This is a genomic window from Sphingomonas sp. S2-65 (assembly GCF_021513175.1).
In the GTDB taxonomy this organism is placed as follows: domain Bacteria; phylum Pseudomonadota; class Alphaproteobacteria; order Sphingomonadales; family Sphingomonadaceae; genus Sphingomonas.
In genome coordinates this window covers 3,128,212-3,153,703 of sequence record NZ_CP090953.1, presented here as the reverse complement: position 1 = coordinate 3,153,703, position 25,492 = coordinate 3,128,212, and the positions used below count along the sequence as shown (strand labels likewise).

Below are 25,492 nucleotides of genomic sequence, written 5' to 3'. Positions count from 1 at the left end.
GCCCCTCCCCCCGATGGGGGGAGGGAGCATGGGGTCAGAGCGCCTGACCGCCTTCTTCTTCCTCGAAGGTGATCGCCACGTCGGCGTTCGCGCTCAGGCGGACCTGGTCGCCCTCGACTTCGGCGACGAGACCGAGCGAGATGAAGTGGTGATGCCCTTCATGAGACTGCTCGGCGCCTTCGATCTGCGCACCCGAGTCCTTCTTGGTGAGCTTGATCCGGTCGCCTTCGACCTTGTCGACGGTGCCGACATGGACGCCGTCGGCGCCGATGACTTCCATATGTTCGCGGATTGCAGTTGCGTCAGCCATTTGAACTCTCCGGTGGTTGGTTCGCGCACTGAACGCGCGCGGCAGCGAAACGATGCAGCACCGCGCGGACCTCGTCACTCATACGCAAGGATAGTCGCATGAAGCCGTATCGCACCGCAGCTACCCTGGCCCTCTTCGCCCTCCTGGCGGCGTGCGCGCGCCAGGCGCCGAGCGCGGTCGAGGCGGGCGCGCCGGGGCTGCTGTTCGGGATGTGGCATGGCTTCATCTTCCCGGTCGCGTGGCTGTTGAGCCTCTTCGTGCCCGACATCGCGGTCTATGCCGTGCCGAACAATGGCGGCTGGTACGATTTCGGCTATTTCCTCGGGATCGTGTTCTTCGGCGCCGGATCGTGGCGCGGCAAGAAGATCGTGTACCGCACCAAGGTGGTCCGCGACCGCGGCACGGTGATCGACCACCGATGACCCGCGGGCTCGCCATCATGGCCGGGATCGCCGGAGCCTCGGGCGCGGTCGGCCTCACCACGCTGGTGAAGCCGGCGCTGGTCCGCGACGCGCTGCGCCTCCCGGACGCGGAGGCGACCACCTATGCGCTGCGCATTGCCGGCATGATGCTGTTCGCGCTGGGGCTGTTCCTTGGCGGCTTTGCGACCGTTGCAACTCTGGCGGGGGCGGCATGAGCCTCACCGGGATTCCTGAGCTCAAAGAGAGCTATCGCGCACTTGGGGCAACGCGCTTCTGGCTAACGATGATCGGTTTGCTGGTATATTGCGGTGGGCTCGCCGCTCTAATGATTGCGACGGATCACCCGGAGAGTGCAGGCTCGACCTGCCGGCGCAAATGCATGATCGAAGCCTATTGGTTCAGCCCCCATCTGCTCGGCGGCGGGGCAATCGAATGGCTGGCGTTCGCGTGGCTTTGGTCAATTCCAGCCTTTGTCCTCGGCTTCATTCTCTATGCGCGCCTTAATAAGCGCCGCGACCGTCTTTAACAGTTTTTCTCGGAGTAACCCCATGCCGCTTCTCGAAGCCCGCAAGACCTACAAGCCCTTCGAATACCCCTGGGCGTTCGATTTCTGGAAGCGCCAGCAGCAGGTCCACTGGCTGCCCGAGGAAGTGCCGCTCGGCGAGGATTGCCGCGACTGGGCGCAGAAGCTGACCGAGCATGAGCGGAACCTGCTGACCCAGATCTTCCGCTTCTTCACCCAGGCCGACATCGAGGTGCAGGACTGCTACCACGAGAAATATGGCCGCGTGTTCAAGCCGGTCGAGATCAAGATGATGCTCGCCTCCTTCTCCAACATGGAGACGGTGCACATCGCGGCCTACAGCCATCTGCTCGACACGATCGGCATGCCCGAAAGCGAGTACGGCATGTTCCTCGAATATAGCGAGATGAAGGACAAGCACGACTATCTTCAGAAGTTCGGCGTGGACACCGACGAGGACATCGCCAAGACCCTCGCGATGTTCGGCGGCTTCACCGAGGGGCTGCAGCTCTTCGCCAGCTTCGCGATGCTGATGAACTTCCCGCGCTTCAACAAGATGAAGGGCATGGGCCAGATCGTCAGCTGGTCGGTCCGCGACGAGAGCCTGCACTGCGAAGGCATCATCCGGCTGTTCCACGCCTTCTGCAAGGAGCGCGACTGCCTGACCAAGGCGGTCAAGGAAGACATCATGGACACCTGCCAGACCACCGTGCGGCTCGAGGACGCGTTCATCGACCTGGCGTTCGAGCAGGGCCCGGTGACCGGCATGACGCCCAAGGAGATCAAGAAGTATATCCGCTACATCGCCGACTGGCGGCTGGGCCAGCTGGGGCTCAAGCCGATCTACATGATCGACGAGCACCCCCTACCTTGGCTCGCCCCGCTGCTGAACGGCGTCGAGCACGCCAATTTCTTCGAGCAGCGCGCGACCGAATATTCGAAGGGCGCGACGCGGGGGCAGTGGAACGACGTGTGGGATTCGTTCGACAAGCGCCAGAAGGTCAAGGTGATCCCAGCGGCGAACGAGGAAGTCGGCGAGGGCGACATGTTCTCGCAGGCCGGGGTGGCGGCGGAATAAGGTCGCTCCCACGAGCCGAGGCTCCCCTCCTCTTTACGCTGTCGGGAGCCAACGGTCCCTTCGGGGCGCATGCGAGAACTTCGGGTAGGCACTGCGTGGGCGGTTTCCGCCATTGCCCCTCGGGCACTCGCTCGGAGCCGCGGGTTCGGGCGCCGGCTGTCCGCCCCCCTTGTCGCTCAGTGAACCCCGGCACGAGGCCGGGGCGCCATGGCGTGGGACGTACTGATCGCTGGATGCAATGCCTGCCGAACCGTGGATCCCGGAACAAGTCCGGGATGACGGTGGGGACGGAGGAGAGCGGTGCCGTTCATCCTTCAGCGCTTTCGAAGAATTCAAGATATTGAGGGTCAAGGACGAGGCGCTTGCGGAGGCGGCCGCCTGCTCGGCCCGCGCCTCAGGCTGCGTTGCTGACTGGCCCGGTAGGCCCCGGCACAAGGCCGGGGTGACCCTGGGAGGTGGGTGTACGGCGTCAATCCGCCAGGCTGCACTGCGGCGGCGGCTGGACCACCTTTCAACACGCGATCGTCACCCCGGCCTCGTGCCGGGGTCCACCTGGCCGGCTGGACTGACGGGTTGGGTTGGAGCGCAGGGGGGCTGCGTGCCCGCTTGGTATGCGCCTCGGGCTGCATTACTCTGCGGCGCGGTGGGCCTCGGCACGAGGCCGGGTGACCCGCGCGGTTGGACCGCAGCGCGACTTTGAGGAAGGGGTGCGGCAGCGCAATGATGCGCGCTACTCCTGGCCGGTGTCGCAGTCCGGGTCGCTGCCAGGGATCGGCTCCAGCGGCGGCAGCCCGAACCCAACCGCTAGGTCGTTCCATTCGGGGTTCTGCCGCTCGATCAGGTTGCGCTTCCATTCGCGGCGGTAGCGTTTGAGCTGCTTCTAGCGCGCGATGGCCGAGGCCATGCATTCCCCGGTTTCGAAATAGACTAGACGCTTGATGCCGTGCTTCTTGGTGTGGCCGTCAAAGGTGCCTTCCCGGTGCTGGATCACGCGGCCGATCAGGTTCGAGGTGACGCCGACATAAAGCGCGCCGTTGTACCGGTTGCCGAGGATGTAGACGCAAGGCGTGCGGTCGATCATCGGCTGCATAGCCTGCCGCGCGGTGGACCTCGGCACAAGGCTGGGTGACTAAGAGACCTTTCGCCCTGACTGGAGACCGGTCGCGGCTAAATCGATCGCCTTGTGGCTCGCGGTTCCTCACGTTCTGCTAAAAATTTTTAGGCCTGTATAAATGTGGCACCTGCGAAACAAAGTGTCACAGGATCGTCATGACCAGGTTCCGAACCGATCGAGCCTGGTGGTTGAACGCGCCAATTCGACAAGGCAGGGGGGCCAACCCGCCGGATTCTCGCCATTTTTCAGGCCAAAACGACCGTGACATTCCTGCAACAGGGCGGCTGGTATCCGACCTTGTACGCTAGTCGCACTGCAACAAAAGCCTATCTGATCGCTTCTGCTCCGTGACGGCACCGCCCAGAGCCCGGCGTATCGGGGCCTGCGGTGCCGGCTAGTATTTTAACTGCGTAAGAGGTTTTTTCACCATGCGTACCCTCCTTGCTGCTGCAGCCCTCGCTGCGGTCCTGCCGACTGCTGCCTTCGCTCAGGACACCACCGACACCACGGCGACCACCACCGCCGACACCACCGTCACCGAGACCGCACCCGACGGTTCGCCGGCATTCGGCATCGAGCCGTATTTCGGCGTGATGGGCGGCTGGGAGCAGTTCGACGACAACAAGATCCCCGCCGGCATCCCCGCTTCGGCGAACGGCCAGGACTATGACGGCGGCATCGTGCAGGGCGTGCTGGGCGTGAACGTTCCGCTGGGCCCGGTCTTCGTCGGTGCAGAAGGCAACGTGACCAAGGGCTTCTCGGGCGCGATCGATTGGGAATATGGCGTTGCCGGCCGCGCGGGCGTCCGCCTGGGCGACAGCGGCATGATCTATGCCAAGGCCGGCTACCAGTGGGTCAATTTCGACCGTCTGGGCGATGACAGCCGCGACTTCCACGACATCACCGCCGGTCTCGGCGTCGAAGTCGGCCCGAAGGACATCGGTCTGGGCGGCATCACCGGTAACTCGGGCATCCGCTTCCGCCTCGAGCTGAACAGCTTCGGCAAGGACTTCAACAGCTTCCAGCCGCTCGCAGGTGTGATCGCACACTTCTGATGCTGGACTGACGGGACGCGGGCAGCGGCAACGCCGCCCGCGTCTCATCGCATCGGCCACTCGGCTGGGCGATGTCTTTACGCTTCGTTAACCCGCGCCCTTCACCTTTTGGTAACGCATGCAGCGGCTTGTCGCGAGTGCAGCTCCAAGGTGGTTCATGGTACGGCGCAGCGGCATTTTCCTGGTTCTTCCCCTTGCGGCCGCACTCGCCGCATGTGCGGGTAAAGAGCGGCCGGCAACAGCGATCGCCGTCGAGGCGGTCGAGACCCCGGTCACCTGGCGCGACACGATCGCGCCGCACGATCGCCTGACCCTAGACGCGCTTCCCCAGCGACTGGCCAGCTTCGCGGCCAAGGTACCGACCCGCCAGCGCCAGGCGCAAGCGCCCCTGCTCGATCCGGCCGCGGCGCTCGATCATGCCACCCTTCCCCCCGGCGCCTATCACTGCCGCGCGCTGCGCGTCGCACGCGCGACGATCCGCAAGGGCAGTGCCGATTTCTGCCATGTCAGCGGCGAGCCCGAAGGCATGGGCTTCGTGAAGCAGACCGGCACCGCGCCGACCGCGGGGTATCTCTACGCCGATGGCGACCGCTACGTGTTCCTGGGCGCGAAACAGCGCCGGGCCGGCGAGAATGCCGTGGCCTACGGCACCAACCAGGCCGCGGATGTGGTCGGCGTGGTGGAGCGGGTCGGGAACTTCCGCTGGCGCATGGCGGTGGCGGGAGCGGCACCCGGGCAGTTAGACCTGTACGAGCTGACGCCAGTGCCGCCCGAGCAGCAGCCGCGCGGCTAAGGGCTCAGCACCAAGGGCGACGACGGCCCTCCCACGGGCGAGCCAGGCCCTCCTCGACGAGTTGCTCGCCCAGCGATTGGCCGCCGCGCATCACGACGCGCAGCTTGCGGCCATAACGGTCGGTATCGCGGTCCTCGATTGCCAGCGTGACCGGGCCCTTGTTTAGCAGCGCCTGGAGCCGACGCGTCGCCGCCTTGCCCAGGCGCGCCTCGCTGGCGCAGCGCGGCGGGTGGGTTTCCGGGGCGTCGATGTCGGCCACCCGCACCTTTTCCCCGCTTATCCACACGGTATCGCCATCAACCACGCAATTGGTGCCGCCGCCGGTGTGGCACAGGCCGAAGCGCGCCTTGACCGTGGTCACCGGCATGGCGGCGCTGGCCGATGGCCCGGCTTCAGTTCCGGCGGGGGAAACCCCGGGTTTGGCGGCTTCGGCGGTGTGCGGCCCGACAATGGCTTCCCAGCTGCCGGCTGCGAGCCCAGCGGCTGCTGCGCCAAGCAGCACCAGCACGGCCTGGCGGGGACCGATCGAGCTGGCACGGCGGGGGCTTGGGTCGGCCTTGGGAAAAGGCTGGCGATAGCCGCGGCGCGAGGTTGAGGGAGAACGCATTCCCGCATCTTGCCCGCACAGGGTTAGCAATAGGTGGACGGCAGGTCCGGATCGGCGGCGTCGCCGGACAATCGGCGCGGGATCGGAGCGGTTGATCGGTTTGCTCCGTTACGGATGCACTTGACCCCGAAACGGACCTAGCCTGGGCTATGGTCACGCATGGCAGAAGGCGGTGCTCCTCGGGTCGAATACGAGTGCGAACGCTGCGGCGGAACTGCAGTGACTCGCGAGGCATGGGCCGAATGGGACACCCCGGCACAGGCATGGGTCCTCAGCGCGACGTTCGACTTCGCCTTCTGCCACCAATGCTGCCGCCAGACCGTGCTGATGATGCGCATGGCGGGTAGCGACGCTCGAAGTGAGTGAGTGATGGTTGTTCCCCCGTGCTTCAGCGGGGGAGATGGCGCGCTCCGGCGCGACGAAGGCGCACATCCTCAGCTATATTGCTCCCGGGGGCAGCCCCCTCCGCCGTAGCGGTTCCCCTCCCCCGCTTCGCGCGGGAGGGACTCGGGAGCGTTATGCCTCCACCCCTAGCTGCCAGAGAATGAAGGCGATCTCGTCTGCATATTCCTTCAGGCTCTCCCACCGTCCGGATTTGCCGCCATGCCCTGCGCCCATGTTGGTCTTGAGCAGGAGGATGTTGTCGTCGGTCTTGGTGGCGCGCAGCTTGGCGGCCCATTTGGCGGGCTCCCAATAGGTCACGCGCGGGTCGTTGAGCCCCCCGGAGATGAACATCGGCGGATAACCCTGGGACTTCACATTGTCGTATGGGCTGTAGGAGCGGATCTGCTCGAACGCCGCCTTGTCCTCCACGGGGTTGCCCCATTCGGGCCACTCGCCGGGGGTCAGCGGCAGGCTCTCGTCGAGCATGGTGTTGAGCACGTCGACGAACGGCACGTCGGCAACGACGGCCCCCCAGAGCTCGGGATCGGAGTTGACCACCGCGCCCATCAGCTCGCCGCCCGCCGAGCGGCCGGCGATGGCGATCTGGCCGGCCGATGTGAAGCCGAGATCGATCAGCCCCTTCGCCACGTCGACAAAGTCGTTGAAGGTATTGGTGCGCTTTTCCAGCTTGCCGTCGAGATACCATTGCTGGCCGAGATCATCGCCGCCGCGGATATGGGCGATGGCAAAGGCGATGCCGCGGTCTAGAAACGACATACGGCTGGTGGAGAAGCCCGGCGGAATGGCGTGGCCATACGCCCCGTAGGAATAGAGATACAGCTTGCCGGTGCCGTCGCGCGGGAAGTCCGCGGGATAGACGATCGAGACCGGCACCTGGGTGCCATCGCGCGCGGCGATGTGGAGGCGTTCGGTGCGGTATTTCGACGGATCATAGCCCGACGGGATCTCCTGGACCTTCAGGGTTTCCAATGCGCCGGTAGCGACGTCGTAATCCTGGACGGTGCCGGGGGTGACCATCGACTCGTAGCCGAGGCGAAGCTTTTCGACCGTATATTCGGGATTGTCGCCCAGGCCGGCGACATAGCTCGCTTCGGGGAACGTCAGCCGCGTGGGGGCGATGGCGGAATCGTAGCGGTGGAGCTCGATCTGATCGAGACCGTCCTCCCGGCCCTCGACGATGAAGAAGTCGGCGAAGCAGGTGATGCCGGTCATGTAGAAGTGGGGCGACGGCGCGATGCGCTCTACCCAGTCGCCCGGAGCGTCGATCGACGCGGTGACGAGGCGGAACTGCGGATCGGTGTCGTTGGTGTGGATGAACAGCGTGCCCTCATGCTCGTCCACGTCATACTCGCGGCCCTGCTTGCGCGGGGCGACGAGGATCGGCGTAGCAAGCGGATCGTCGGCGGGGAGCAGCCGGATCTCGCTGGTCTCGTGATCGCTGGTGGTGAGCGCGATCCACTTGCGGTCGCCGACCAGCTCGACACCGACCGAGAAACCGAGTTCCTCCTCGTGATACACGACGATGTCTTCGGCCGGCGAAGAGCCAAAGCGGTGCAGCTTGATCGTGCGGGTGCGCCAATTGTCGTCGGTAATGCCGTAAAGGATCGCACTGCCGTCCGTGGTGAAGACGATGTTGCCGATCGTACCCTCGATCGACACATCGCCCCATTTCCCCGCGGCGCTTTCGATCGCCTCGCCGATCTCGTCGCTGGTGCGCAGGTCCTTGAAGCGGATCGTGTAGCGCTCAGAGCCATCATCGTCGGTCGAATAGGCCATCAGCGCGCCGTCCTCGCTGATCGAAATGGCGCCGACGCGGAAATACTCCTTGCCCTCCGCCATCGCGGGTTCGTCGAGGATGAGCTGGTCGGCACCACCGGCGACCGGGCGCCGCCAATAGCGCGGATACTCGCCGCCAACCTCGTGATCGCTCCAGTAAAGCCAGTCGCCGTCCTTCTGCGGGACGGTGGATTCGTCTTCCTTGATCCGGGCGCGCATTTCCTGGAACAACCGCTCGCTGAGCGGCTTCAGCGGCGCCATTACCGTTTCGAAATAGCGGTTCTCTTCCTCGAGATAAGCCAGCACGTCCTTGTCGGTGACGTTGGGGTAGTTGGGGTCCCGCAGCCAGGCCCAGGGGTCTTCGATGGTGACGCCGTGGCGCGTGAAGCTGTGCGGGCGGGTCTGCGCCACAGGCGGCTTGGGAAAGTCGTTCATGCGCCGGCCTTAACGCAGCAAGAGGGCTGCTGTCGAACGCTGGCGAAGCACCGCAGCACGCCTTACATCGCGGGTTATGGGTTCTCACTGGTTTTCGGCATTGCTGCTGGCGGTGCTGGTCGCGCCGCACGCGTCCGCACAGGTGCAGACGCGCGAGCAGGCGCTCACGCAGGATGCGGGCGAATATGCCCGGCTGTACGACGTGGCGCAGGACGAGGCGCTGCAGCGGCTGCACGCGCAGGCCGAGAGCGTTCCCACCACCGATGCCATCGCAAAGCGGTATCGTGACCGGCTGGCCGGCATCTCGATCCAGCATCGGCCCGATTACCGCATCATCGTCTACCTGACCGGTGGCGATGCCGTGCCCGAGCAGCGGCTGCGGGTTGGCGGCATGACCGTGCCGATCACCTTCCGCACCGGCGCCAAGGCAAGCCGCGAGCGCGTGGTGTGGGCGATCACGTATCACCAGGCGGCGATCAACGCCGCCCTGCCCTCGCCGCCATCGATGGGCCTCGACCCGCGTACCGGCGAGCTGGTGGTGATCGCCGGCAGCGCCGTCACCGCGCAACAGGGTGGCGCGGCGGCCCTGGACGCGAAGCTCACCGCGCTGACCGGCGTGCCGGTGCAGGTTCGGGTGATGGAACGGACCGACGTGAACCTGGGGCTTCATGGCGGATCGCGCGTGGACGGGATAGATCCGGCCAACGGCAGGCGCTATCGCTGCACCACCGGTTTCGCGGTACGCGATGCGACGCGCAGCGGCATCACCACGGCGGCACACTGCCTGGACGACATGACCTATTACGCGCCCGATCGCAGCACGACGCCGCTCAGCTTTGTCGGGCAGTGGGGCTGGGGTTATCACGACGTGCAGATCTTTGCCGGCGCCGCACCGGAGCGTCCGCTGATCTATTCGGACACCGCGCGCACGGTCGAGCGTCCGGTGCAGGCTCAGGTGAGCCGCCCGAGCACGCGTGCGGGCGACTTCGTCTGCCACCGGGGCGAGAGCAGCGGCTATAGCTGCGCCGAGGTCGAACTGGTCGACTTCGCGCCGGCAGGCGACTTGTGCGGCGGCGCGTGCCTGCCGACCTGGGTCGCCGTGGCAGGCCCGACCTGCAAGGGCGGCGACAGCGGCGGCCCGGTATTCAGCGGCACCACTGCCTACGGAGTGGTCAAGGGCGCGAGCTATCGTCGCGACGGGTCGTGCGCCTTCTATTTCTACATGTCGCTCGATTACCTGCCCGCCGGCTGGTCGCTGCTGACCGAGCCCGCCCTTGTCCCCCCGCGCCGACATCTGCCACACACGCGTTGAGCCGGCCCGCCGGTATATGCCACGAAATTTGGAACCTGCCCGATGCCCAGCCATGCCGACCGCCTTCGCGCCCTTCGCGACCAGCTTGCCAAGCAAGGCCTGGATGGCTTCGTCGTACCGCTCACCGACGAACACATGTCGGAATATGTCGGCGGGTACTCGCAGCGGCTGGGCTGGCTGACGGGGTTCCAGGGATCGGCAGGCAGCGCGGTGGTGCTGGCCGACAAGGCCGCTATCTTCACCGACGGGCGCTACACGATCCAGGTACGCCAGCAAGTGTCGGCGGAAGACTGGGAGTATGTCGGAGTACCGGCGACCAGCATCACCGCCTGGCTGGAAGCGCATGTGCCCGAGGGCGGGCGGATCGGCTATGATCCGTGGCTGCACACGCGCGGCTGGGTCGATGAAACGCGGGCGGCACTCGCCGAGCGCGGCGCCGAGTTGGTGGCAGTCGAGGCAAATCCCATCGATTCGGTGTGGAGCGACCGCCCGGCCCCGTCCGACGCGCAGCTTTCGGTGCAGGATGACGATCATGCCGGCAAGTCATCGGCGGCCAAGCGCGCCGAGATCGCCGAATGGTTGGGCGAGCGGCAGGCCGATGCAGTGGTGCTGTCGGCGCTCGATTCGATCGCCTGGGCGTTCAACGTCCGTGGCGACGATGTCGCGCACACGCCGGTCGCGCTGTCCTATGCCATCGTCCATGCCGATGGCACCGGCGACCTGTTCGTCGAGCCGGGCAAGGTGACCGACGCGGTTCGCCAGCATCTGGGCAACGCAATCCGCATCCAGGATCGATCGGCATTCGCCCCGGCGCTGAACGCGTTCGCGGGCAAGCGTGTCGCCGCCGATCCGGAGCGGGCGGTTGCGGCGATCTTCGATGCGCTGGATGCCGGCGGAGCCAGAGTGATCGCGGTGCGCGATCCGGTGGTGCTGGCCAAGGCGATCAAGAACCCCGCCGAAATCGCCGGCCATCAGGCGGCCCAGGCGCGCGACGGTGCGGCGATGGTCCGCTTCCTCAAATGGTTCGAGGAGACTGCGCCGCAGGGCGGGCTGACCGAGATGTCGGCGGCGGACCGGCTGCAGGCCTTTCGCCAGGAAACCGGGCTCCTCAAGGATCTGAGCTTCGACACGATCTCCGCCACCGGCCCGAACGGAGCGCTGCCGCACTACAAGGTGACCGACGAGTCGAGCCTGCCGATCGAGCCGGGCCAATTGTACCTGATCGATTCGGGCGGGCAGTATGCCGACGGAACCACCGATATCACGCGGGTGATGCCGGTGGGGGAGCCCAGCGCGGAGATGCGCGATCGCTTCACGCGCGTGCTGAAGGGACATATCGCAATCGATGCCGCGGTGTTCCCCGATGGCACCGTAGGCGCGCAGCTCGACAGCTTCGCGCGGCGGCCGCTGTGGGAAGTAGGGCTCGATTTCGGGCATGGCGTCGGCCACGGCGTCGGCGCGTATCTGTCGGTGCATGAAGGGCCGCAGCGGATCGCCCAGCCTTACTATCCCGGCGGCCAGAGCCTGGAACCACTGCGCGCGGGCATGATGCTGTCCAACGAACCAGGCTATTACAAGCCGGGTGAATACGGGATCCGCATCGAGAATCTGGTACTGATCGTCGAGCGGGAAATCGCCGGCGCCGAGCAGCGTATGCTGGGGTTCGAGACGCTGACCTTCGTGCCGATCGAGCGGACGCTGATCGAGCCCAGCCTGTTAACGGATCAGGAACTGCGCTGGCTTGATACTTATCACGCACGCGTGCTCGAGCTGATCGCGCCGCAACTGCACGAGGAGGAACGCCGATGGCTGGAGGCGAAGTGCGCACGAATCGCGTGATCTGGTTCCTGGCGGGGGCCGTGACCATGGCGATGTACCTGGTGGGTCCGCAGGGCATCGCCAGCCGAGGTTACGAATCGGCCCGTTTGGTGTCGGAGTGGGCGGCGCGCTGAGCATCGGCATCGTCCGATTGCTCCCGCGCCTGCGCCTTTCGCTTGCGGAGATTCTGGCGGAGCGCGGCGGCGAGGCGGGCCTTCTTTTCGGTTTCGTCCATGGCCCACGCGATAAACCGTACAAGTTCAGGTTGACAATCGGGCGGGCCCAAGCACATAGGCGCCCTCCACCCGGCCAGTCAGGCCGGCGAGTGCTGCCGTAGCTCAGTGGTAGAGCGCATCCTTGGTAAGGCTGAGGTCGTGAGTTCAATCCTCACCGGCAGCACCATTTTTCTCCTGAAGATCAAATGGTGACGATCCGCGTTCCGTACGGAACATCGCGGCGTCACAGCGGCGTGCCGTCCTTGTCCCGCACCTCGATCCGATAGGCGCACCCGTACAGGGTCTTGCCCGGATGGGTGGTCGCATTGGCGATGGTGCGCGCGACCACGGTGTGGCTGCCGAAAGATTCGCCATTCTCTGCCCGCTGGGTTTCTTCCTTCAGGATCCGCTCGCCCACGAATTTGCGGAACTTGAATTCGGCTTCGACCTGCGCGCGCGTCGCCTTGCCCGAGGCGACGATCTCGGCGATCATCGGCTCGATATCGAAATCGTTGGTGATCTGCTCGGGGCCGGCAAGCACCGCCGGATCGGGCACGTCGAGGATCGCCAGGATCGCGTCGCCGGAAAAGGCGATGCGCTGGGTGGAACGGCCTGCGACGGTGATCGGCGCGGGCAGCCGGTATTCGCGGAGGAACCCCTCGGAGCCGACCTGCTTCCAGCCGCGCTTCCGGGCGACGCCGTCCTTGCCATCCAGCGCCAGCGCGAAACCCATATAGCTGGGCACATCAAGACGGCAGTTGATCGCATCGACTTCGGCGATCTGCGCCGGATCGGCTTCCTGGAGCGGCAGGGCGAGCGATAGGGCGTAGAGCGTCAGCGAGAGCAGCGGCATGGCCCCACGCTAGCCGGGTCGGCAGGCGATTGGAAAGCGTTGCCTTTGCCCGCCCGGATTGCAGCAAGCCGCGGGCATCGTTGCAGGCTTGTGCCTTGCATGCCGCCGCGCCTTCCCCGATTAGCCTGAACCATTCCCTTTCGTCCCGAGGACCGTTTCCATGAAGACCCGCGCCGCCGTCGCGTTCGAAGCGAAAAAGCCCCTGGAGATCGTCGAGCTCGACCTGGAAGGCCCCAAGGCGGGCGAAGTGCTGGTCGAGATCATGGCGACGGGCATCTGCCATACCGACGCCTACACGCTGGACGGGCTGGATTCCGAAGGGCTGTTCCCGTCAGTGCTGGGGCATGAAGGCGCCGGGATCGTGCGCGAAGTGGGCGCGGGCGTGACCAGCGTCGGCCCGGGCGACCATGTCATCCCGCTCTACACCCCCGAATGCCGCCAGTGTAAGTCGTGCCTGAGCGGCAAGACCAACCTGTGCACTGCGATCCGCGCCACCCAGGGCAAGGGGCTGATGCCCGACGGCACCACCCGCTTCAGCTACAAGGGCCAGCCCATCTATCATTATATGGGCTGCTCGACCTTCTCGAACTTCACCGTGCTGCCCGAGATCGCCGTGGCGAAGATCCGCGAGGACGCGCCGTTCAAGACCAGCTGCTATATCGGTTGCGGCGTCACCACCGGCGTCGGCGCGGTGGTCAACACCGCCAAGGTGCAGGTGGGCGACAACATCGTCGTGTTCGGGCTGGGCGGGATCGGCCTCAACGTGCTGCAGGGCGCCAAAATGGCCGGCGCGAGCAAGATCGTCGGCGTCGACATCAATCCGGACCGCGAGGAATGGGGCCGTCGCTTCGGCATGACCGACTTCATCAACGGCCGCGGCAAATCACGCGACGAGGTGATCGCCGAAATCCTGGCGCTGACCGATGGCGGGGCGGACTTCACCTTCGACTGCACCGGCAACACCGAAGTGATGCGCACCGCGCTGGAGGCGTGCCACCGCGGCTGGGGCACCAGCATCATCATCGGCGTGGCCGAGGCCGGCAAGGAAATCAGCACCCGCCCGTTCCAGCTGGTGACCGGGCGCAATTGGCGGGGCACGGCGTTCGGCGGCGCCAAGGGCCGTACCGACGTGCCCAAGATCGTCGACTGGTACATGAACGGCAAGATCGAAATCGATCCGATGATCACCCATGTGCTGAGCCTGGAAGAGATCAACAAGGGCTTCGACCTGATGCACGCCGGCGAAAGCATCCGCAGCGTCGTGGTATATTGAGCCCAAGCGGAGCCGGCATGCAGGACAAGATCAGCCTCCTCGCGGCGTTCGAGCGCTTTTCCGAGCATTGGGCGCCGCGGATCGTCGCGAGCTACAATGGCGACGACATCCGGATCGTGAAGGTGGAAGGCGAGTTCGTCTGGCACACCCATGACGACACCGACGACTTCTTCCTGGTCCTGGACGGCACGCTCGACATCGAACTGCGCGACCGCACCGTCACGCTGGAGCCCGGAGAGCTGTTCGTGGTGCCGCGCGGAGTCGAGCATCGACCGGTGGCGCGGCATGGCGAAGTGAAGATGTTGAACATCGAGCCGGGCGGCACGCACAATGTCGGCGAAGGATCGCCGCAACATGCGCCCGTGCAGGCCTGAAGGAACAGTGATGGAAACCCTCAGCACCAACAAGGCGCATGGCGGAACGCAGGGCGTGTACCGCCACAGCGCGACGGGCACCGACATGACCTTTTCGGTCTATGTGCCCCCGCACGCACCCGGCGCGGCGCTGCCGGTGCTGTGGTACCTCTCGGGGCTGACCTGCACGCACGCCAACGTCACCGACAAGGGCGAATATCGCCGGGCCTGTGCCGAGCATGGCGTGATCTTCGTGGCGCCCGACACCAGCCCGCGCGGTGAGGGCGTGCCCGATGACGATGCCTATGATTTCGGCCAGGGCGCAGGCTTTTATGTCGATGCGACGCAGGCGCCCTGGGCCGCGAACTTCCGGATGCGGACCTATATCGAGCAGGAACTGCCGGCGCTGATCGCGGCCGAGTTTCCGGCCGACATGGGCGCCCAGGGGATCACCGGCCATTCGATGGGCGGCCATGGCGCGCTGACGGTCGCGTTGCGCAATCCCGAGCGGTTCCGCAGCGTGTCGGCCTTCGCGCCGATCGTCGCGCCCGCGCTGGTACCCTGGGGCGAGAAGGCGCTGGGCGGCTACCTCGGGCCAGACCGCACGGCCTGGGCGCAGTATGACGCCTGTGCACTGATCGGCAGCGGTGCGCGGGTGGCCGAGCTGCTGGTCGACGTGGGCGACGCCGACCCGTTCCTGGCCGAGCAGCTGCGTCCCGAGCTGCTGGAAGCGGCATGCGCGGCGGCGGGGATCCCGCTCACCCTGCGGCGGCAGCCGGGCTATGATCATAGCTATCACTGCATCTCGACCTTCATGGCCGAGCATGTCGCCTGGCATGCGGAGCGGCTGAGGGCATGACCCGGTACGACGTGCTGATCGTCGGCGCGGGGCATGGCGGCGCGCAGGCGGCGATCGCGCTGCGGCAGAACGGCTTCACCGGCACGGTGGCGCTGATCGGCGAGGAGCCCGAGCTGCCTTATGAGCGGCCGCCGCTGTCCAAGGAGTATCTGGCGGGCGAGAAGCCGTGGGAGCGGCTGCTGATCCGCCAGCCGGCATTCTGGGAAGAGCGGAACGTGGCGATGCTGCTCGGGCAGACCGCCGTGGCGGTCGATCCGGTGGCACGCAGCGTGTCCACTGCGGCAGGCGAGACGATCGGCTATGGCAGTCTGATCTGGGCGGCGGGCGGCCATGCGCGGCGCCTGCCTTGCTCTGGCGGCGACTTGATCGGCGTGCATACCGTACGCAACCGCGGCGATGTCGACCGGCTGCTCGGCGAATTGCCCGATGTGGCGCGGGTGGTGGTGATCGGCGGCGGCTATATCGGCCTTGAGGCGGCGGCCGCGCTGACCAAGCTGGGGCGGCACGTCACGCTGGTCGAGGCGCAGGACCGGGTGCTCGAGCGGGTGGCGGGCGAGCCGTTGTCGCGCTTCTTCGAAGCCGAGCATCGCGCGCACGGCGTGGACCTGCGGCTGGGCACCCAGGTGGATTGCATCGAGGGTGTCGAGCGGGTGACCGGCGTGCGGCTGGCCGATGGCGACGTGCTGGCGGCGGACATGGTGATCGTCGGCATCGGCATCGTCCCCGCCGTTGCGCCCCTGCTCGCAGCCGGGGCGCAGGGCGGTAATGGCGTGCTGATCGATGGCCAGTGCCGCACGTCCCTGCCCGGCATCTTCGCGGTGGGCGACTGCGCGCTGCATGCCAACCGCTTTGCCGAAGGAGCGGTCATCCGGCTCGAATCGGTGCAGAACGCGAACGACCAGGCCAGCATTGCGGCCAAGACGATCCTGGGGATCGACGCGGAGTATGACGCCGTGCCCTGGTTCTGGTCGAACCAGTACGAGCTGAAGCTGCAGACCGTCGGCATCTCGGCCGGGCACGACACCGCGCTGGTGCGCGGCGATCCCGAGACGCGCAGCTTTTCGGTCGTGTATCTGCGCAACGGGCGGGTGATCGCACTCGACTGCGTCAATTCGATCAAGGACTATGTTCAGGGGCGCAAGCTGGTGGTGGACGGGGCCACGCCCGACCTCGCGGCGCTTGCCGACGCGTCGCGGCCGCTCAAGGAACTCGCATCGCTTCCGGCAAGCTGATAGCTTTCCCCGAACGCTGTTTTTGGGGGAAAGATCATGCGGAAGTTCCTTGCTGCGCTGGCGCTGACGTTCGCGCCGGCTGCCTATGCGCAAACCACCACCGACTCGGATCCGGCGCTGTGGGTCGTGAAGGACGACGACACGACCGTGTACCTGTTCGGCACGGTGCATGTGCTCAAGCCGGGGCTTAGCTGGTTCGACGAAGCGGTAAAGACCGCGTTCGACAAGAGCGACCAATTGGTGGTCGAGATGATCGAGCCCGATCAGGCGGCAATCCAGCAACTGGTCATGAAGATGGCGGTGAACCCCGCCGGGCCAACGCTGACCGAGAAGCTGCCCGCCGACAAGCGCGACGCCTATGTCAAAGCAATGGCGGATGTGGGCATTCCAGCTCCGGCATTCGATCGCCTCGACCCCTGGGTAGCCGCGATCACGCTTGGCGTGGCAGGATTGCCCAAGCTCGGCTACGATCCCAATAGCGGCGCCGACAAGGTGCTTACCGCCGCGGCGAAATCAGCCAACAAGCCGGTGCAAGGGCTGGAGACGATCGAACAGCAGCTCGGCTATTTCGACGGGCTGCCGGAACCGCTGCAGGTCAAGTTCCTGGTCTCCACGGTCGACGATTACAGCAAGATCGGCAGCATGCTCGACACGATGATCAAATCCTGGTCGGCGGGCGACGCCGACACGCTGGGCAAGACCATGAACGAGGAACTGCGCGACACGCCCGAGATTGCGAAGGTGCTGCTGGCCGATCGCAACATGCGTTGGGCCGACTGGATCCAGACGCGTATGGCACAGCCCGGTACCGTGTTCGTAGCGGTGGGTGCGGGACATCTCGCCGGCGCCGACAGCGTCCAGGCGCAACTCGCCAAGCGCAAGCTGACCGCCGCGCGCGTCAACTACTGATCACACGGACCCCGACGCCGGACGCCGCGTTCGGGTTCTTCACCCTCGGGAGCAGTAGCATGGCGAAGCAACCACGTCCTTTTGTCGGATTGGCCGCCGGAGTGGCCGCGGGATTGGTCGCATCGGCGGCGATGTCGGCATTCCAGGCACAGGCGCAGAAGCTGCTGCCCGACCAGGGCGGCGGCGGCGAGGATCCGGCAACGGTACAGGCCGCCGATGTGGCAAGCGAGGCGATCGTCGGCGATCCGGTGCCCGACCCGTATCGCGAGCGCGCCGGCCAGGCCGTGCATTATCTGGTCGGGGGCGTGCTGGGAGGCATCTATGGCGTGCTGGCCGAATATAAGCCGGAGGCCAGCGCGGGGTTCGGCACCGCCTACGGCATCGCGACCTCCGCGCTGCTCGACGAAGGCGCGGTGCCCGCGGCTGGCCTGGCACCGCCGCCGACCGAGACGTCGCTGGTCAGCCATGTCTACGGCACGGCGTCGCACCTGGTCTTTGGCTGGGTGCTGGAATCGGTGCGGACGCTGATCGCCGGCCGGAACTGAAGCGCCGCTTGCTCTTCGTTCCCCGGCGAAGGCCCGGGAACTGCCTTCAACCTCGCGTCAGAACAGTTCCGGCTGCCTGGTCACGCGGCGCGTCACTGCCCCCCCGCCCGTGCGGCGGAAATATTCCTGCTCGGCGGTGTGGCGGACATCCGGGTCGCGGTCGGTCAGGAAGCCGGCAAGCGATTCCTCGCCGATCTCATGCCATTCCTTGCCGCGATCCGGTCCGTAGCGGACACGCGGCAGCAGGCCGGGTTCCTTGGACCATTGGATCAGTTGCTCGACGCCGACTTCGTTGAGCATGTCGCGCAAGTGATGCGCCGTGACATAGGCGTCGGGAAAGGCACGGTGCGCCGGCAGGCCGCGCGCATGCTCCAGGCCGTCGGGCATCCGCCAATAGCGCAGCATCTGGTTGGAGAAGCCAGGCGAGCCGGGCCAGAGCCGCATCGAGCACTTCCAGGTGCAGATCCAGTCGGCACCGCGGGTGAGCGGCGCGGTGCAATATTGCTCCTCGAAGTCCGAGCGGTGCGCCGCGAGTGCGATGCGCCGCGGCCAGGGATCGAGGATCGGCCGGGCCACATCGTGCCAGAACGGCGCGTCGGCGACATCCTCGTTGCGGATATGATGGACCGCCATGGTGAGCGGCGGAATCTGGCGGCCCGGATTGACGAGCCGATGTCCCCCCTCGCCCTGCAATTCCCAGCGATCGTCGGCGCCGAGCGCGACGTCCTGCCAGCCGATCTCACAAACCCCGTGGGTCGGCGGGGCCTGGCCGGTGGTTTCAAGGTCGATGACGCGAATGATCTGAGGAGGTGGCGGAGCCATGCGGCGGATGTGGGGCTTTGGCGCCGATTTTGCCAGCATTTAAGCCCCTCCCGCACAACGGGAGGGGCTAAGCCGGATCAGTGCGCTGCTTGCGGGCCGCGCTGGAGACCGCTGGCGGCGAGCTGGGCGTCGATCATCGCCATCAGGCGGTCCAGGCCCTCCTGGCTCTTCGCCTCGGCGCGGGCGACGAGCACGTCCTGGGTGTTGGACGCGCGCAGCAGCCACCAGCCATCGACGGTGTTGACGCGGGCGCCGTCGGTGCGGTCGACATCCGCGCCTTCGGCCTCCAGCCGCTCCAGCACTTCGTCGATCACCGCGAACTTGCGCGTCTCGTCGACCTGGAAGCGCATTTCCGGCGTATTGATCATCGCCGGCATGTCGTCCTTAATCTGGTTCATCGACTTGCCGATCGTGTGCACCGCGCGGATCAGCTGGACCGCGGCGAACTGCGCATCATCATAGCCGTAATAGCTGTAGAAGGTGTCGGCGAAGAAGATGTGGCCGCTCATCTCGCCGGCGAGCGGCGCATGGGTTTCCTTCATCTTGGTCTTGATCAGGCTGTGGCCGGTCTTCCACATCACCGGCTTGCCGCCCAGTTCGGCGATCCGATCGTACAGCGCCTGGCTGGCCTTCACGTCGGCGATCACGGTCGCGCCGGGTTCGGCCTTGAGCAGCGGCTCGGCGAGGATCGACAGGATCTGGTCGCCCCAGATCACCCGGCCCTGCCCGTCGATCGCGCCGATGCGGTCGCCGTCGCCATCGAACGCCAGGCCGAAGTCGAGGCCCTTTTCGGCGACCAGCGCCTTGAGGTCGGCGAGGTTCTTTTCCTCGGTCGGGTCGGGATGGTGGTTGGGGAAGTTGCCGTCGACATCGGTGAAGATGGTGAAATGCTCGCCGGGAAGCTGGGCGACCAGCTTCTCGATCACCGGGCCGGCGGCACCGTTGCCGGCGTCCCAGCCGATGCGGTAGCTGCCACCGGCATAACCGGCGAGCAGGCGGCCGACATAGTCGTCCTCGATGTCATAGTCGGTGACGGTGCCTTCCTCCCCCGCCTCGACCGTTTCCCAGTCGCCTTCGGCCGACAGGCGGCCAAGCCCCTGGATGTCCTCGCCGAAGAACGGGCGGTGCTGGAACACCATCTTGAAGCCGTTGTAATTGCCCGGATTGTGGCTGCCGGTGATCTGGATGCCGCCATCGACCTCCAGCGTCGCTTCGGCATAATAGAGCATCGGCGTCGGCCCCATGCCGATCCGCACCACGTCGCAGCCCGATGCGGTCAGTCCCTCGACCAGCGCCGCCTCAAACTCGGGCGAGGATAGGCGGCCGTCGCGGCCCACCGCGACGCGGTGACCGCCCGCGCGGCGCAGCAGCGTGGCGAAGCTGCGGCCGATCGCGCGCGCATCGTCGGGCCCAAGCGTCTGCCCCACGATCCCGCGGATGTCGTACTCGCGCAGCGAAGTGGGGTCGAAACGATGCGTCATGGTGCCTCCCGGAAGATGATGCTGGCCCAATCCGCGAAACGGGCAGAAGTTTCAATTTCGGAAGCGTAACAGGTCGGGATTTCGCGGCGAACGACGCCGGCTGCGCTTCAGGATCGCAGCAACAGGTCGCGCGCGGCGTTCACGCGCCGAGTCAGTTCCGCCGATCCGCCGCGATCGGGGTGGACCGCCGATACCAGCCGCCGGTGCGCCGCCTTGATCTCCGCGGGTCCGTCGCCCTCCCCCACGCCCAGGATCGCACGCGCCTCGGCACGGTCGAGCGACACTGCCACCGGCAACTTGGGGCGCTCGCTACGCTTGGGCGCGGGCCGATGAATCGGCCTCCCGGCGGTATAGCGCCGCGGTCCCCGCCACAGCAGGTAGAATCCGTAGATCACCAGCAGGGCGAGGATCAGCTTGGCCATCAGGCGACCGCCGGCAGAGCGGGCTCCGGCAGCGCCAGTCCCGCCATCATCTCGCGCAGTTCCTGGCGCGCGGCGACATGGCTGAGGCCCATCGATCCGAATTCACCCGCATCGAGCATGGTCAGCCCCTGGGGGAACAGCTCGCGATAGATCACGCGCTCCGACAAGCCCGAGATCACCCGGAAACCCACGCGCTTGGAAAGCTGATCGATCGCATCGGAAACACGACGCATGTTGCGCGCCTCGATGTGCTGCATGCGGTTGCGCAGCACGACCCAGTCGATGGTCTCGCCATTAGCGCCCGCACGACGCTTGCGCGATTCCCAGATCAGCTCGGAGTAGAAGCTGGGCCGCTGCACCCGGAACGTCTCCGGGTCGACATGCCCGATCAAGTCGAAATCGACGAAGCTGTCGTTCATCGGCGTCACCAGCGTGTCGGCATTGGTGACGGCGATACGCGCGAACTTGTCGTCACGGCCGGGCGTGTCGATCACCAGGAAATCGGCGTCCTGACCCAACCGGTCCAGCGTCTCGGCAAAGAAGTCCATGCTCTCGCCGTCATGGGTCTCGTATGTCGGAACGGGCAGCGCGCGGCCGGTGCGCTTCATCGTCGCATGGCGGTTGTCCAGATAGCGCCCCATCGTGCGCTGGCGGTGATCCAGGTCGAAACACGCCACCCGCGCGCCCTTGAACGCCAGGGCGATGGCGGCGTGCACGGCAGTGGTGGATTTGCCCGTACCACCCTTCTCATTCGCAAAAACGAGAACATGCAAGCGCTTAGCTGTCTCGGTCACCGAGAAGACTTCCTTTGTTGATCGCGCCGCCTCCTGCCCATAGAAGGCCGCGCTCCTGCTTTATCGAAAGAGCCAAGTCGTGCAAACCGTCCGTCAGCTTCCGGTCCTTCGGGAGGCCCTCGCCGCCTTTCGCGCAGCCGGGGAGCGGGTGGCGCTGGTTCCCACCATGGGTGCGCTGCATGACGGACATATGGCGCTGGTGGAAGCGGCAAAGCGCGCGGCCACTCGCGTGGTGGTGTCGATCTTCGTCAATCCCAAGCAGTTCGGCCCCAGCGAGGATCTGGCGAAATATCCGCGCAAGGAGCTGGCCGATTCGCGGATGCTCTCCACCACCGGCGTCGACCTGTTGTGGCTGCCTCCGGTCGAGGTGATGTATCCGGACCGCTTCGAGACGACGGTGTCGGTCGCCGGCGTGAGCGAAGTGCTGGACGGGGCGGCGCGGCCGGGTCACTTCGACGGCGTGGCGACCGTGGTCACCAAGCTGTTCAACCAGGTGCAGCCCGATGTCGCGCTGTTCGGCGAAAAGGATTGGCAGCAGCTTCAGGTGATCCGCCGCATGGTCGCCGATCTCGATCTGCCTGTGGAGATCCAGGGCGTGCCGACCTATCGCGACGATGACGGCCTCGCCCTCTCCTCGCGCAACGCCTATCTGATCCCCGAAGAGCGTGCGCGCGCCGTCGCCCTGCCTCGCGCGCTGGGCTTCGCCGAGCGTGCCATTGCCAAGGGTGACGATCCCGAGGCGGCGCTGGCGCAGGCGCGCGAAACGCTGGGCGCCGCCGGGTTCGAGGTCGACTATGTCACCCTGGCGGATGCCGAGACCCTGGGCGATCCGGTCTCCGGCCGGCCGATGCGGCTGCTCGGCGCGGCCCGGATCGGCGGCACGCGGCTGATCGACAACATCCCCGTCACTACGAACGAACACGGTTAACCTCGTTAACCATTTCTTCCGACTTCGCCGTCAAAACCAGGATCAGAGGGATCAGATTTTGAGGTGACGGCATGGGCAACAGCCTGAAGAGCGCACGTTTCCTGATCGAAAGCCGGCTGCGCGACGCGGCCAAGGGCGACGCATCAGCGTGCTACGACCTGGGAATGGTATATTCGAGCGGCGCCGATGGCGTCGACGTGGACCTGACCGAAGCGCATAAATGGTTCAACATCGCCGCGGTGTCGGGCAGCAGCGAAGCACAGATGTGCCGCGCCGAAATCGCCGAGGACATGACCGCGCGCGAGATCAACGACGCGCAAAAGGCGGCACGGGCGTGGCTGCGCGGGCTGCAGCTGCGGGCCGCCTGAGGCTCCCATTCAGTTGAGCGGGCACTCGGTTCCCCGGCGAAGGCCGGGACCCAGTCGCACCGCGGTCAGCGAGGGTGGTCTCCGCTCGTGGAGTGAGTCGAGCCTGGCCCCCGACCTTCGCCGGGGAACAGGATAGTGGTTACTCCCCAGCGTCCGCCTTCTTTGGCGCTGCCTTCTTTGCCGCAGGCTTTTTGGCTGCCGCCTTGGCGGGTGCCTTTTTCGCCGGCGCCTTCTTCTTCGCCGCCGGCTTCTTCTTGCCCTTAGCCGGAGCCGCCGCCGCGCGCGCGTCGATCAGCTGCGCGGCCTCCTCCAGCGTCAACTGATCCTTGTCGATCGACTTGGGCAGCGTCGCGTTGGTCTCGCCATCGGTGACATAGGCGCCGTAGCGGCCTTCCATCAGCTTGATCTCTGCCTCGCTGCGCGGATGCTTGCCCAGCACCTTGAGCGGTTCGCGCGCCGCGCCGCGCGCCGGGCGTCCGCCGCCGGCCGCCGCTTCGGCCAGCTTCACCACCGCCGCGTTCATGCCCGTCTCGAACACGTCAGCGGTGGTCTGTAGCCGGGCATATTTCCCGGCGTGGGCGAGATAGGGCCCATAGCGGCCGATCGACGCCGTGATCGGCTCACCGGTCTCGGGGTGGTTGCCGATCTGGCGCGGAAGCTTCAACAGCTTGAGCGCCCATTCGAGGTCGAGATCGATGTCCTTGGGGATCGACGCCTTGGGCGCTTCCTTGCCCTCGCCCAGCTGGATGTAGGGCCCGAACCGTCCCGACTTGCGCTCGACCTGCAAGCCCGTGTCGGGATCCGTGCCGAGCACTTCCGGCCCCGTCTCCTCGCCCTCGCCGCCCGGCTGGGCAAAACGGCGCGTGAACTTGCACTCGGGGTAGTTCGAGCAGGCGATGAACGCGCCGAACCGCCCGCCGCGCAACGCCAGCTGGCCATTGCCGCAATTGGGGCACAGCCGCGGGTCGGATCCGTCCGCCTTTTGCGGGAACAGATACGGCGCCAGGAACTGGTCGAGCTCGGCGGTGATCGCCGAGGGCTGCTGCTCCATCACTTCGCTGGTGCGCGGCTTGAAATCCTTCCAGAACGCCTCGAGCACCGCCTGCCACAGCGCACGGCCACCCGACACGTCGTCCAGCTCTTCCTCAAGCTCCGCGGTGAAGTCGTAGGAAACGTACTTTTCGAAGAAGCGCTCGAGGAACGCCGTCAGCAGCCGGCCCGATTCCTCAGCGAAAAAGCGGTTCTTCTCGACACGCACATAGGCGCGGTCCTTCAGCACCTGGATGATCGAAGCATAGGTCGACGGGCGACCGATGCCGAGCTCTTCGAGGCGCTTGACCAGCGAGGCTTCGGAGAAGCGCGGCAGCGGCTGGGTGAAGTGCTGCTCGGCATTGACTGCCTTCTTGGCAGGCGCGGCGCCTTCGCTCATCCGCGGCAGGCGGCGGCTATCCTCATCGCCTTCATCGTCGCGCCCTTCCTCGTACAGCGCGAGATAGCCGGGGAAGAGCACGACCTGACCGGTAGCGCGCAACGCGTGCTGGCCGCTGCCGTCCTGCAATTCGATGGTGGTGCGTTCCATGCGCGCCGAAGCCATCTGGCTGGCGAGCGCACGCTTCCAGATCAGGTCGTACAATCGACCATGATCGCCCGAACCGGCCCGGTCCTTGGAAAAGTCGGTCGGGCGGATCGCCTCGTGCGCTTCCTGGGCGTTCTTCGCCTTGGTCTGGTACTGGCGCGGCTTGTCCGGCACGTAGCTGCCGTCATAGCGGGTGACGACCGCCTTGCGCGCCTCCTGGATGGCACCGCCGTCCATCTGGACGCCGTCGGTACGCATGTAGGTGATCGCGCCGTCCTCATACAGGCCCTGGGCGATGCGCATGGTGTGGCTCGCCGAGAAGCCGAGCTTGCGCGCCGCCTCCTGCTGAAGCGTGGACGTGGTGAAGGGCGGCGGCGGATTGCGCGTGGCGGGCTTGGTCTCGACCGACACGACGGTGAAGCGGCCCTCCTCGACTGCCTTCTTGGCGGCAAGCGCAGTGCCTTCGTCGCCGATCGAGAGGCGGTCGAGCTTGTCGCCCTTGAACTTGACCATGCGCGCCTGGAACGGAGTGCCATCCTGTTCCAGCTCGGCGATCACCGACCAATATTCCTGGGGCTTGAAGCTTTCGATCTCGCGTTCGCGGTCGACGATGATGCGCAGCGCCACCGACTGGACGCGCCCCGCCGACTTGGCGCCGGGCAGCTTGCGCCACAGCACCGGCGACAGCGTAAAGCCCACCAGATAGTCGAGCGCCCGGCGCGCGCGGTACGCGTCGATCAGGTCGGTATCGAGCTCGCGCGGCGCCTTCATCGCCGCCAGGATCGCCGGCTTGGTGATCGCGTTGAACGTGACGCGCTCGACCTCCTTGGGGAGCGCCTTTTTGAGCCGCAGCACTTCCTGAACGTGCCAGCTGATCGCCTCACCCTCGCGATCAGGGTCAGTCGCCAGGATCAGTCGGTCAGCCTTCTTGGCCTCGTCGGCGATCGCCTTGAGCTGCTTGGACTTGTCGGCATAGGTTTCCCACTCCATCGCGAACCCTTCATCCGGGTTCACCGATCCGTCGCGCGGCGGCAGGTCGCGGACGTGACCATAAGAGGCCAGGACGCGGTAATCCTTGCCGAGATACTTCTCGATGGTTTTCGCCTTGGCGGGCGATTCGACGATGACAAGCTGCATGAAGTTCTCGGAAGTCCTTACGTGTACGCGTACGAGAGTGGGGAGCCGACGGGGCAGCCGTCAAGCCGCGCCACTAA

The 25,492-nt window shown here is 66.1% G+C and carries 27 protein-coding genes, 1 tRNA gene and 1 pseudogene; 18 read left to right on the top strand and 11 right to left on the bottom strand.

The features are described from left to right. Positions 1 to 34: 34 nt before the first annotated feature. The gene (locus tag LZ586_RS14850) at positions 35 to 310 is read right to left on the bottom strand and encodes a DUF2171 domain-containing protein (protein ID WP_235077052.1); all 276 of its coding nucleotides are present in this window, start codon (positions 308 to 310) and stop codon (positions 35 to 37) included. Positions 311 to 408: 98 nt separating this feature from the next. Here LZ586_RS14850 and LZ586_RS14845 point away from each other — a divergent pair, with 98 nt between their 5' ends. The 4 genes from LZ586_RS14845 to LZ586_RS14830 are packed head-to-tail and all read left to right on the top strand — an operon-like array spanning position 409 to position 2,333. Next, positions 409 to 732 carry a hypothetical protein gene (locus tag LZ586_RS14845; protein ID WP_235077051.1) on the top strand — a complete coding sequence of 108 codons (324 nt, stop codon included), beginning with the start codon at positions 409 to 411 and terminating at the stop codon, positions 730 to 732. Further along, entirely contained in the window at positions 729 to 947 is a 219-nt protein-coding gene (locus tag LZ586_RS14840; protein ID WP_235077050.1) for a hypothetical protein, read from the top strand. The genes LZ586_RS14845 and LZ586_RS14840 overlap by 4 nt, the downstream gene beginning before the upstream one ends. Next, positions 944 to 1,258 carry a hypothetical protein gene (locus LZ586_RS14835; protein ID WP_235077049.1) on the top strand — a complete coding sequence of 105 codons (315 nt, stop codon included), beginning with the start codon at positions 944 to 946 and terminating at the stop codon, positions 1,256 to 1,258. The genes LZ586_RS14840 and LZ586_RS14835 overlap by 4 nt, the downstream gene beginning before the upstream one ends. A 22-nt stretch (positions 1,259 to 1,280) precedes the next feature. Further along, positions 1,281 to 2,333, top strand: a complete 1,053-nt coding sequence (locus LZ586_RS14830; RefSeq protein ID WP_235077048.1) for a ribonucleotide-diphosphate reductase subunit beta — start codon at positions 1,281 to 1,283, stop codon at positions 2,331 to 2,333. Between the two features lie 730 nt (positions 2,334 to 3,063). Here LZ586_RS14830 and LZ586_RS14825 read toward each other — a convergent pair. After that, positions 3,064 to 3,414 (bottom strand): annotated as a pseudogene (locus LZ586_RS14825) (GIY-YIG nuclease family protein). Positions 3,415 to 3,875: 461 nt separating this feature from the next. Between LZ586_RS14825 and LZ586_RS14820 the strand changes: the two are divergent. Both LZ586_RS14820 and LZ586_RS14815 read left to right on the top strand, forming a co-directional pair. Further along, positions 3,876 to 4,502, top strand: coding sequence for an outer membrane protein (locus tag LZ586_RS14820; RefSeq protein ID WP_235077047.1), 627 nt, complete (start codon positions 3,876 to 3,878; stop codon positions 4,500 to 4,502). 157 nt (positions 4,503 to 4,659) lie between these two features. Continuing rightward, complete coding sequence (locus LZ586_RS14815; protein ID WP_235077046.1) at positions 4,660 to 5,295, top strand: DUF4893 domain-containing protein; 636 nt, start codon at positions 4,660 to 4,662, stop codon at positions 5,293 to 5,295. 4 nt (positions 5,296 to 5,299) lie between these two features. Here LZ586_RS14815 and LZ586_RS14810 read toward each other — a convergent pair whose 3' ends face one another. Then, positions 5,300 to 5,902: a thermonuclease family protein gene (locus tag LZ586_RS14810; RefSeq protein WP_235077045.1), complete on the bottom strand. Its 603-nt coding sequence runs from the start codon at positions 5,900 to 5,902 to the stop codon at positions 5,300 to 5,302. 219 nt (positions 5,903 to 6,121) lie between these two features. Here LZ586_RS14810 and LZ586_RS14805 point away from each other — a divergent pair, with 219 nt between their 5' ends. Continuing rightward, the gene (locus tag LZ586_RS14805) at positions 6,122 to 6,268 is read left to right on the top strand and encodes a hypothetical protein (RefSeq protein ID WP_235077044.1); all 147 of its coding nucleotides are present in this window, start codon (positions 6,122 to 6,124) and stop codon (positions 6,266 to 6,268) included. Between the two features lie 150 nt (positions 6,269 to 6,418). Here the strand turns inward: LZ586_RS14805 and LZ586_RS14800 are convergent, their stop codons facing one another. Then, positions 6,419 to 8,518: a S9 family peptidase gene (locus LZ586_RS14800; protein ID WP_235077043.1), complete on the bottom strand. Its 2,100-nt coding sequence runs from the start codon at positions 8,516 to 8,518 to the stop codon at positions 6,419 to 6,421. Positions 8,519 to 8,594: 76 nt separating this feature from the next. Here LZ586_RS14800 and LZ586_RS14795 point away from each other — a divergent pair, with 76 nt between their 5' ends. Next, positions 8,595 to 9,830 carry a S1 family peptidase gene (locus LZ586_RS14795; protein WP_235077042.1) on the top strand — a complete coding sequence of 412 codons (1,236 nt, stop codon included), beginning with the start codon at positions 8,595 to 8,597 and terminating at the stop codon, positions 9,828 to 9,830. 42 nt (positions 9,831 to 9,872) lie between these two features. Next, positions 9,873 to 11,669: an aminopeptidase P family protein gene (locus LZ586_RS14790; RefSeq protein WP_235077041.1), complete on the top strand. Its 1,797-nt coding sequence runs from the start codon at positions 9,873 to 9,875 to the stop codon at positions 11,667 to 11,669. 70 nt (positions 11,670 to 11,739) lie between these two features. Here LZ586_RS14790 and LZ586_RS14785 read toward each other — a convergent pair whose 3' ends face one another. After that, positions 11,740 to 11,883: a hypothetical protein gene (locus tag LZ586_RS14785; protein WP_235077040.1), complete on the bottom strand. Its 144-nt coding sequence runs from the start codon at positions 11,881 to 11,883 to the stop codon at positions 11,740 to 11,742. A 92-nt stretch (positions 11,884 to 11,975) separates the two neighbouring features. Between LZ586_RS14785 and LZ586_RS14780 the strand changes: the two genes are divergently transcribed. Beyond that, positions 11,976 to 12,050, top strand: a tRNA-Thr gene (locus LZ586_RS14780). A 57-nt stretch (positions 12,051 to 12,107) separates the two neighbouring features. Here the strand turns inward: LZ586_RS14780 and LZ586_RS14775 are convergent. Then, positions 12,108 to 12,716 (bottom strand): hypothetical protein, encoded by a 609-nt coding sequence (locus LZ586_RS14775; protein ID WP_235077039.1) that lies wholly within the window; start codon positions 12,714 to 12,716, stop codon positions 12,108 to 12,110. A gap of 160 nt (positions 12,717 to 12,876) precedes the next feature. Here LZ586_RS14775 and LZ586_RS14770 point away from each other — a divergent pair, with 160 nt between their 5' ends. Genes LZ586_RS14770 through LZ586_RS14745 form a run of 6 tightly spaced genes read left to right on the top strand, consistent with a single transcriptional unit; the run spans position 12,877 to position 17,887 of the window. Beyond that, entirely contained in the window at positions 12,877 to 13,989 is a 1,113-nt protein-coding gene (locus tag LZ586_RS14770) for an S-(hydroxymethyl)glutathione dehydrogenase/class III alcohol dehydrogenase (RefSeq protein WP_235077038.1), read from the top strand. Positions 13,990 to 14,006: 17 nt separating this feature from the next. After that, positions 14,007 to 14,363, top strand: coding sequence for a cupin domain-containing protein (locus LZ586_RS14765; protein ID WP_235077037.1), 357 nt, complete (start codon positions 14,007 to 14,009; stop codon positions 14,361 to 14,363). A gap of 10 nt (positions 14,364 to 14,373) precedes the next feature. Further along, positions 14,374 to 15,201: an S-formylglutathione hydrolase gene (gene fghA, locus LZ586_RS14760; protein WP_235077036.1), complete on the top strand. Its 828-nt coding sequence runs from the start codon at positions 14,374 to 14,376 to the stop codon at positions 15,199 to 15,201. Then, positions 15,198 to 16,433, top strand: coding sequence for an NAD(P)/FAD-dependent oxidoreductase (locus tag LZ586_RS14755; protein WP_235077035.1), 1,236 nt, complete (start codon positions 15,198 to 15,200; stop codon positions 16,431 to 16,433). Before fghA ends, LZ586_RS14755 begins: the two co-directional genes overlap by 4 nt. Positions 16,434 to 16,469: 36 nt before the next feature. After that, on the top strand, positions 16,470 to 17,342 hold the full coding sequence (locus LZ586_RS14750; RefSeq protein ID WP_235077034.1) for a TraB/GumN family protein: 873 nt from the start codon (positions 16,470 to 16,472) through the stop codon (positions 17,340 to 17,342). A 59-nt stretch (positions 17,343 to 17,401) separates the two neighbouring features. Then, positions 17,402 to 17,887 (top strand): DUF1440 domain-containing protein, encoded by a 486-nt coding sequence (locus LZ586_RS14745; protein WP_235077033.1) that lies wholly within the window; start codon positions 17,402 to 17,404, stop codon positions 17,885 to 17,887. A 57-nt stretch (positions 17,888 to 17,944) separates the two neighbouring features. Here LZ586_RS14745 and LZ586_RS14740 read toward each other — a convergent pair whose 3' ends face one another. From LZ586_RS14740 to LZ586_RS14725, 4 genes are all read right to left on the bottom strand, one after another. Further along, positions 17,945 to 18,709, bottom strand: coding sequence for an exonuclease domain-containing protein (locus LZ586_RS14740; RefSeq protein WP_235077032.1), 765 nt, complete (start codon positions 18,707 to 18,709; stop codon positions 17,945 to 17,947). Positions 18,710 to 18,786: 77 nt separating this feature from the next. Next, complete coding sequence (pgmG, locus tag LZ586_RS14735; RefSeq protein WP_235077031.1) at positions 18,787 to 20,190, bottom strand: phosphoglucomutase/phosphomannomutase PgmG; 1,404 nt, start codon at positions 20,188 to 20,190, stop codon at positions 18,787 to 18,789. Positions 20,191 to 20,297: 107 nt separating this feature from the next. Continuing rightward, positions 20,298 to 20,612, bottom strand: coding sequence for a J domain-containing protein (locus tag LZ586_RS14730; protein WP_235077030.1), 315 nt, complete (start codon positions 20,610 to 20,612; stop codon positions 20,298 to 20,300). After that, positions 20,612 to 21,406, bottom strand: a complete 795-nt coding sequence (locus tag LZ586_RS14725; RefSeq protein WP_235077029.1) for a division plane positioning ATPase MipZ — start codon at positions 21,404 to 21,406, stop codon at positions 20,612 to 20,614. Before LZ586_RS14725 ends, LZ586_RS14730 begins: the two co-directional genes overlap by 1 nt. Before the next feature lie 79 nt (positions 21,407 to 21,485). Between LZ586_RS14725 and panC the strand changes: the two genes are divergently transcribed. Beyond that, complete coding sequence (panC, locus tag LZ586_RS14720) at positions 21,486 to 22,334, top strand: pantoate--beta-alanine ligase (RefSeq protein ID WP_235077028.1); 849 nt, start codon at positions 21,486 to 21,488, stop codon at positions 22,332 to 22,334. Positions 22,335 to 22,405: 71 nt separating this feature from the next. Continuing rightward, the gene (locus LZ586_RS14715; RefSeq protein WP_235077027.1) at positions 22,406 to 22,702 is read left to right on the top strand and encodes a hypothetical protein; all 297 of its coding nucleotides are present in this window, start codon (positions 22,406 to 22,408) and stop codon (positions 22,700 to 22,702) included. 139 nt (positions 22,703 to 22,841) lie between these two features. On the opposite strand, the gene topA is transcribed toward LZ586_RS14715, so the two are convergent. After that, on the bottom strand, positions 22,842 to 25,415 hold the full coding sequence (gene topA / locus LZ586_RS14710) for a type I DNA topoisomerase (RefSeq protein ID WP_235077026.1): 2,574 nt from the start codon (positions 25,413 to 25,415) through the stop codon (positions 22,842 to 22,844). Between the last annotated feature and the right edge of the window lie 77 nt (positions 25,416 to 25,492).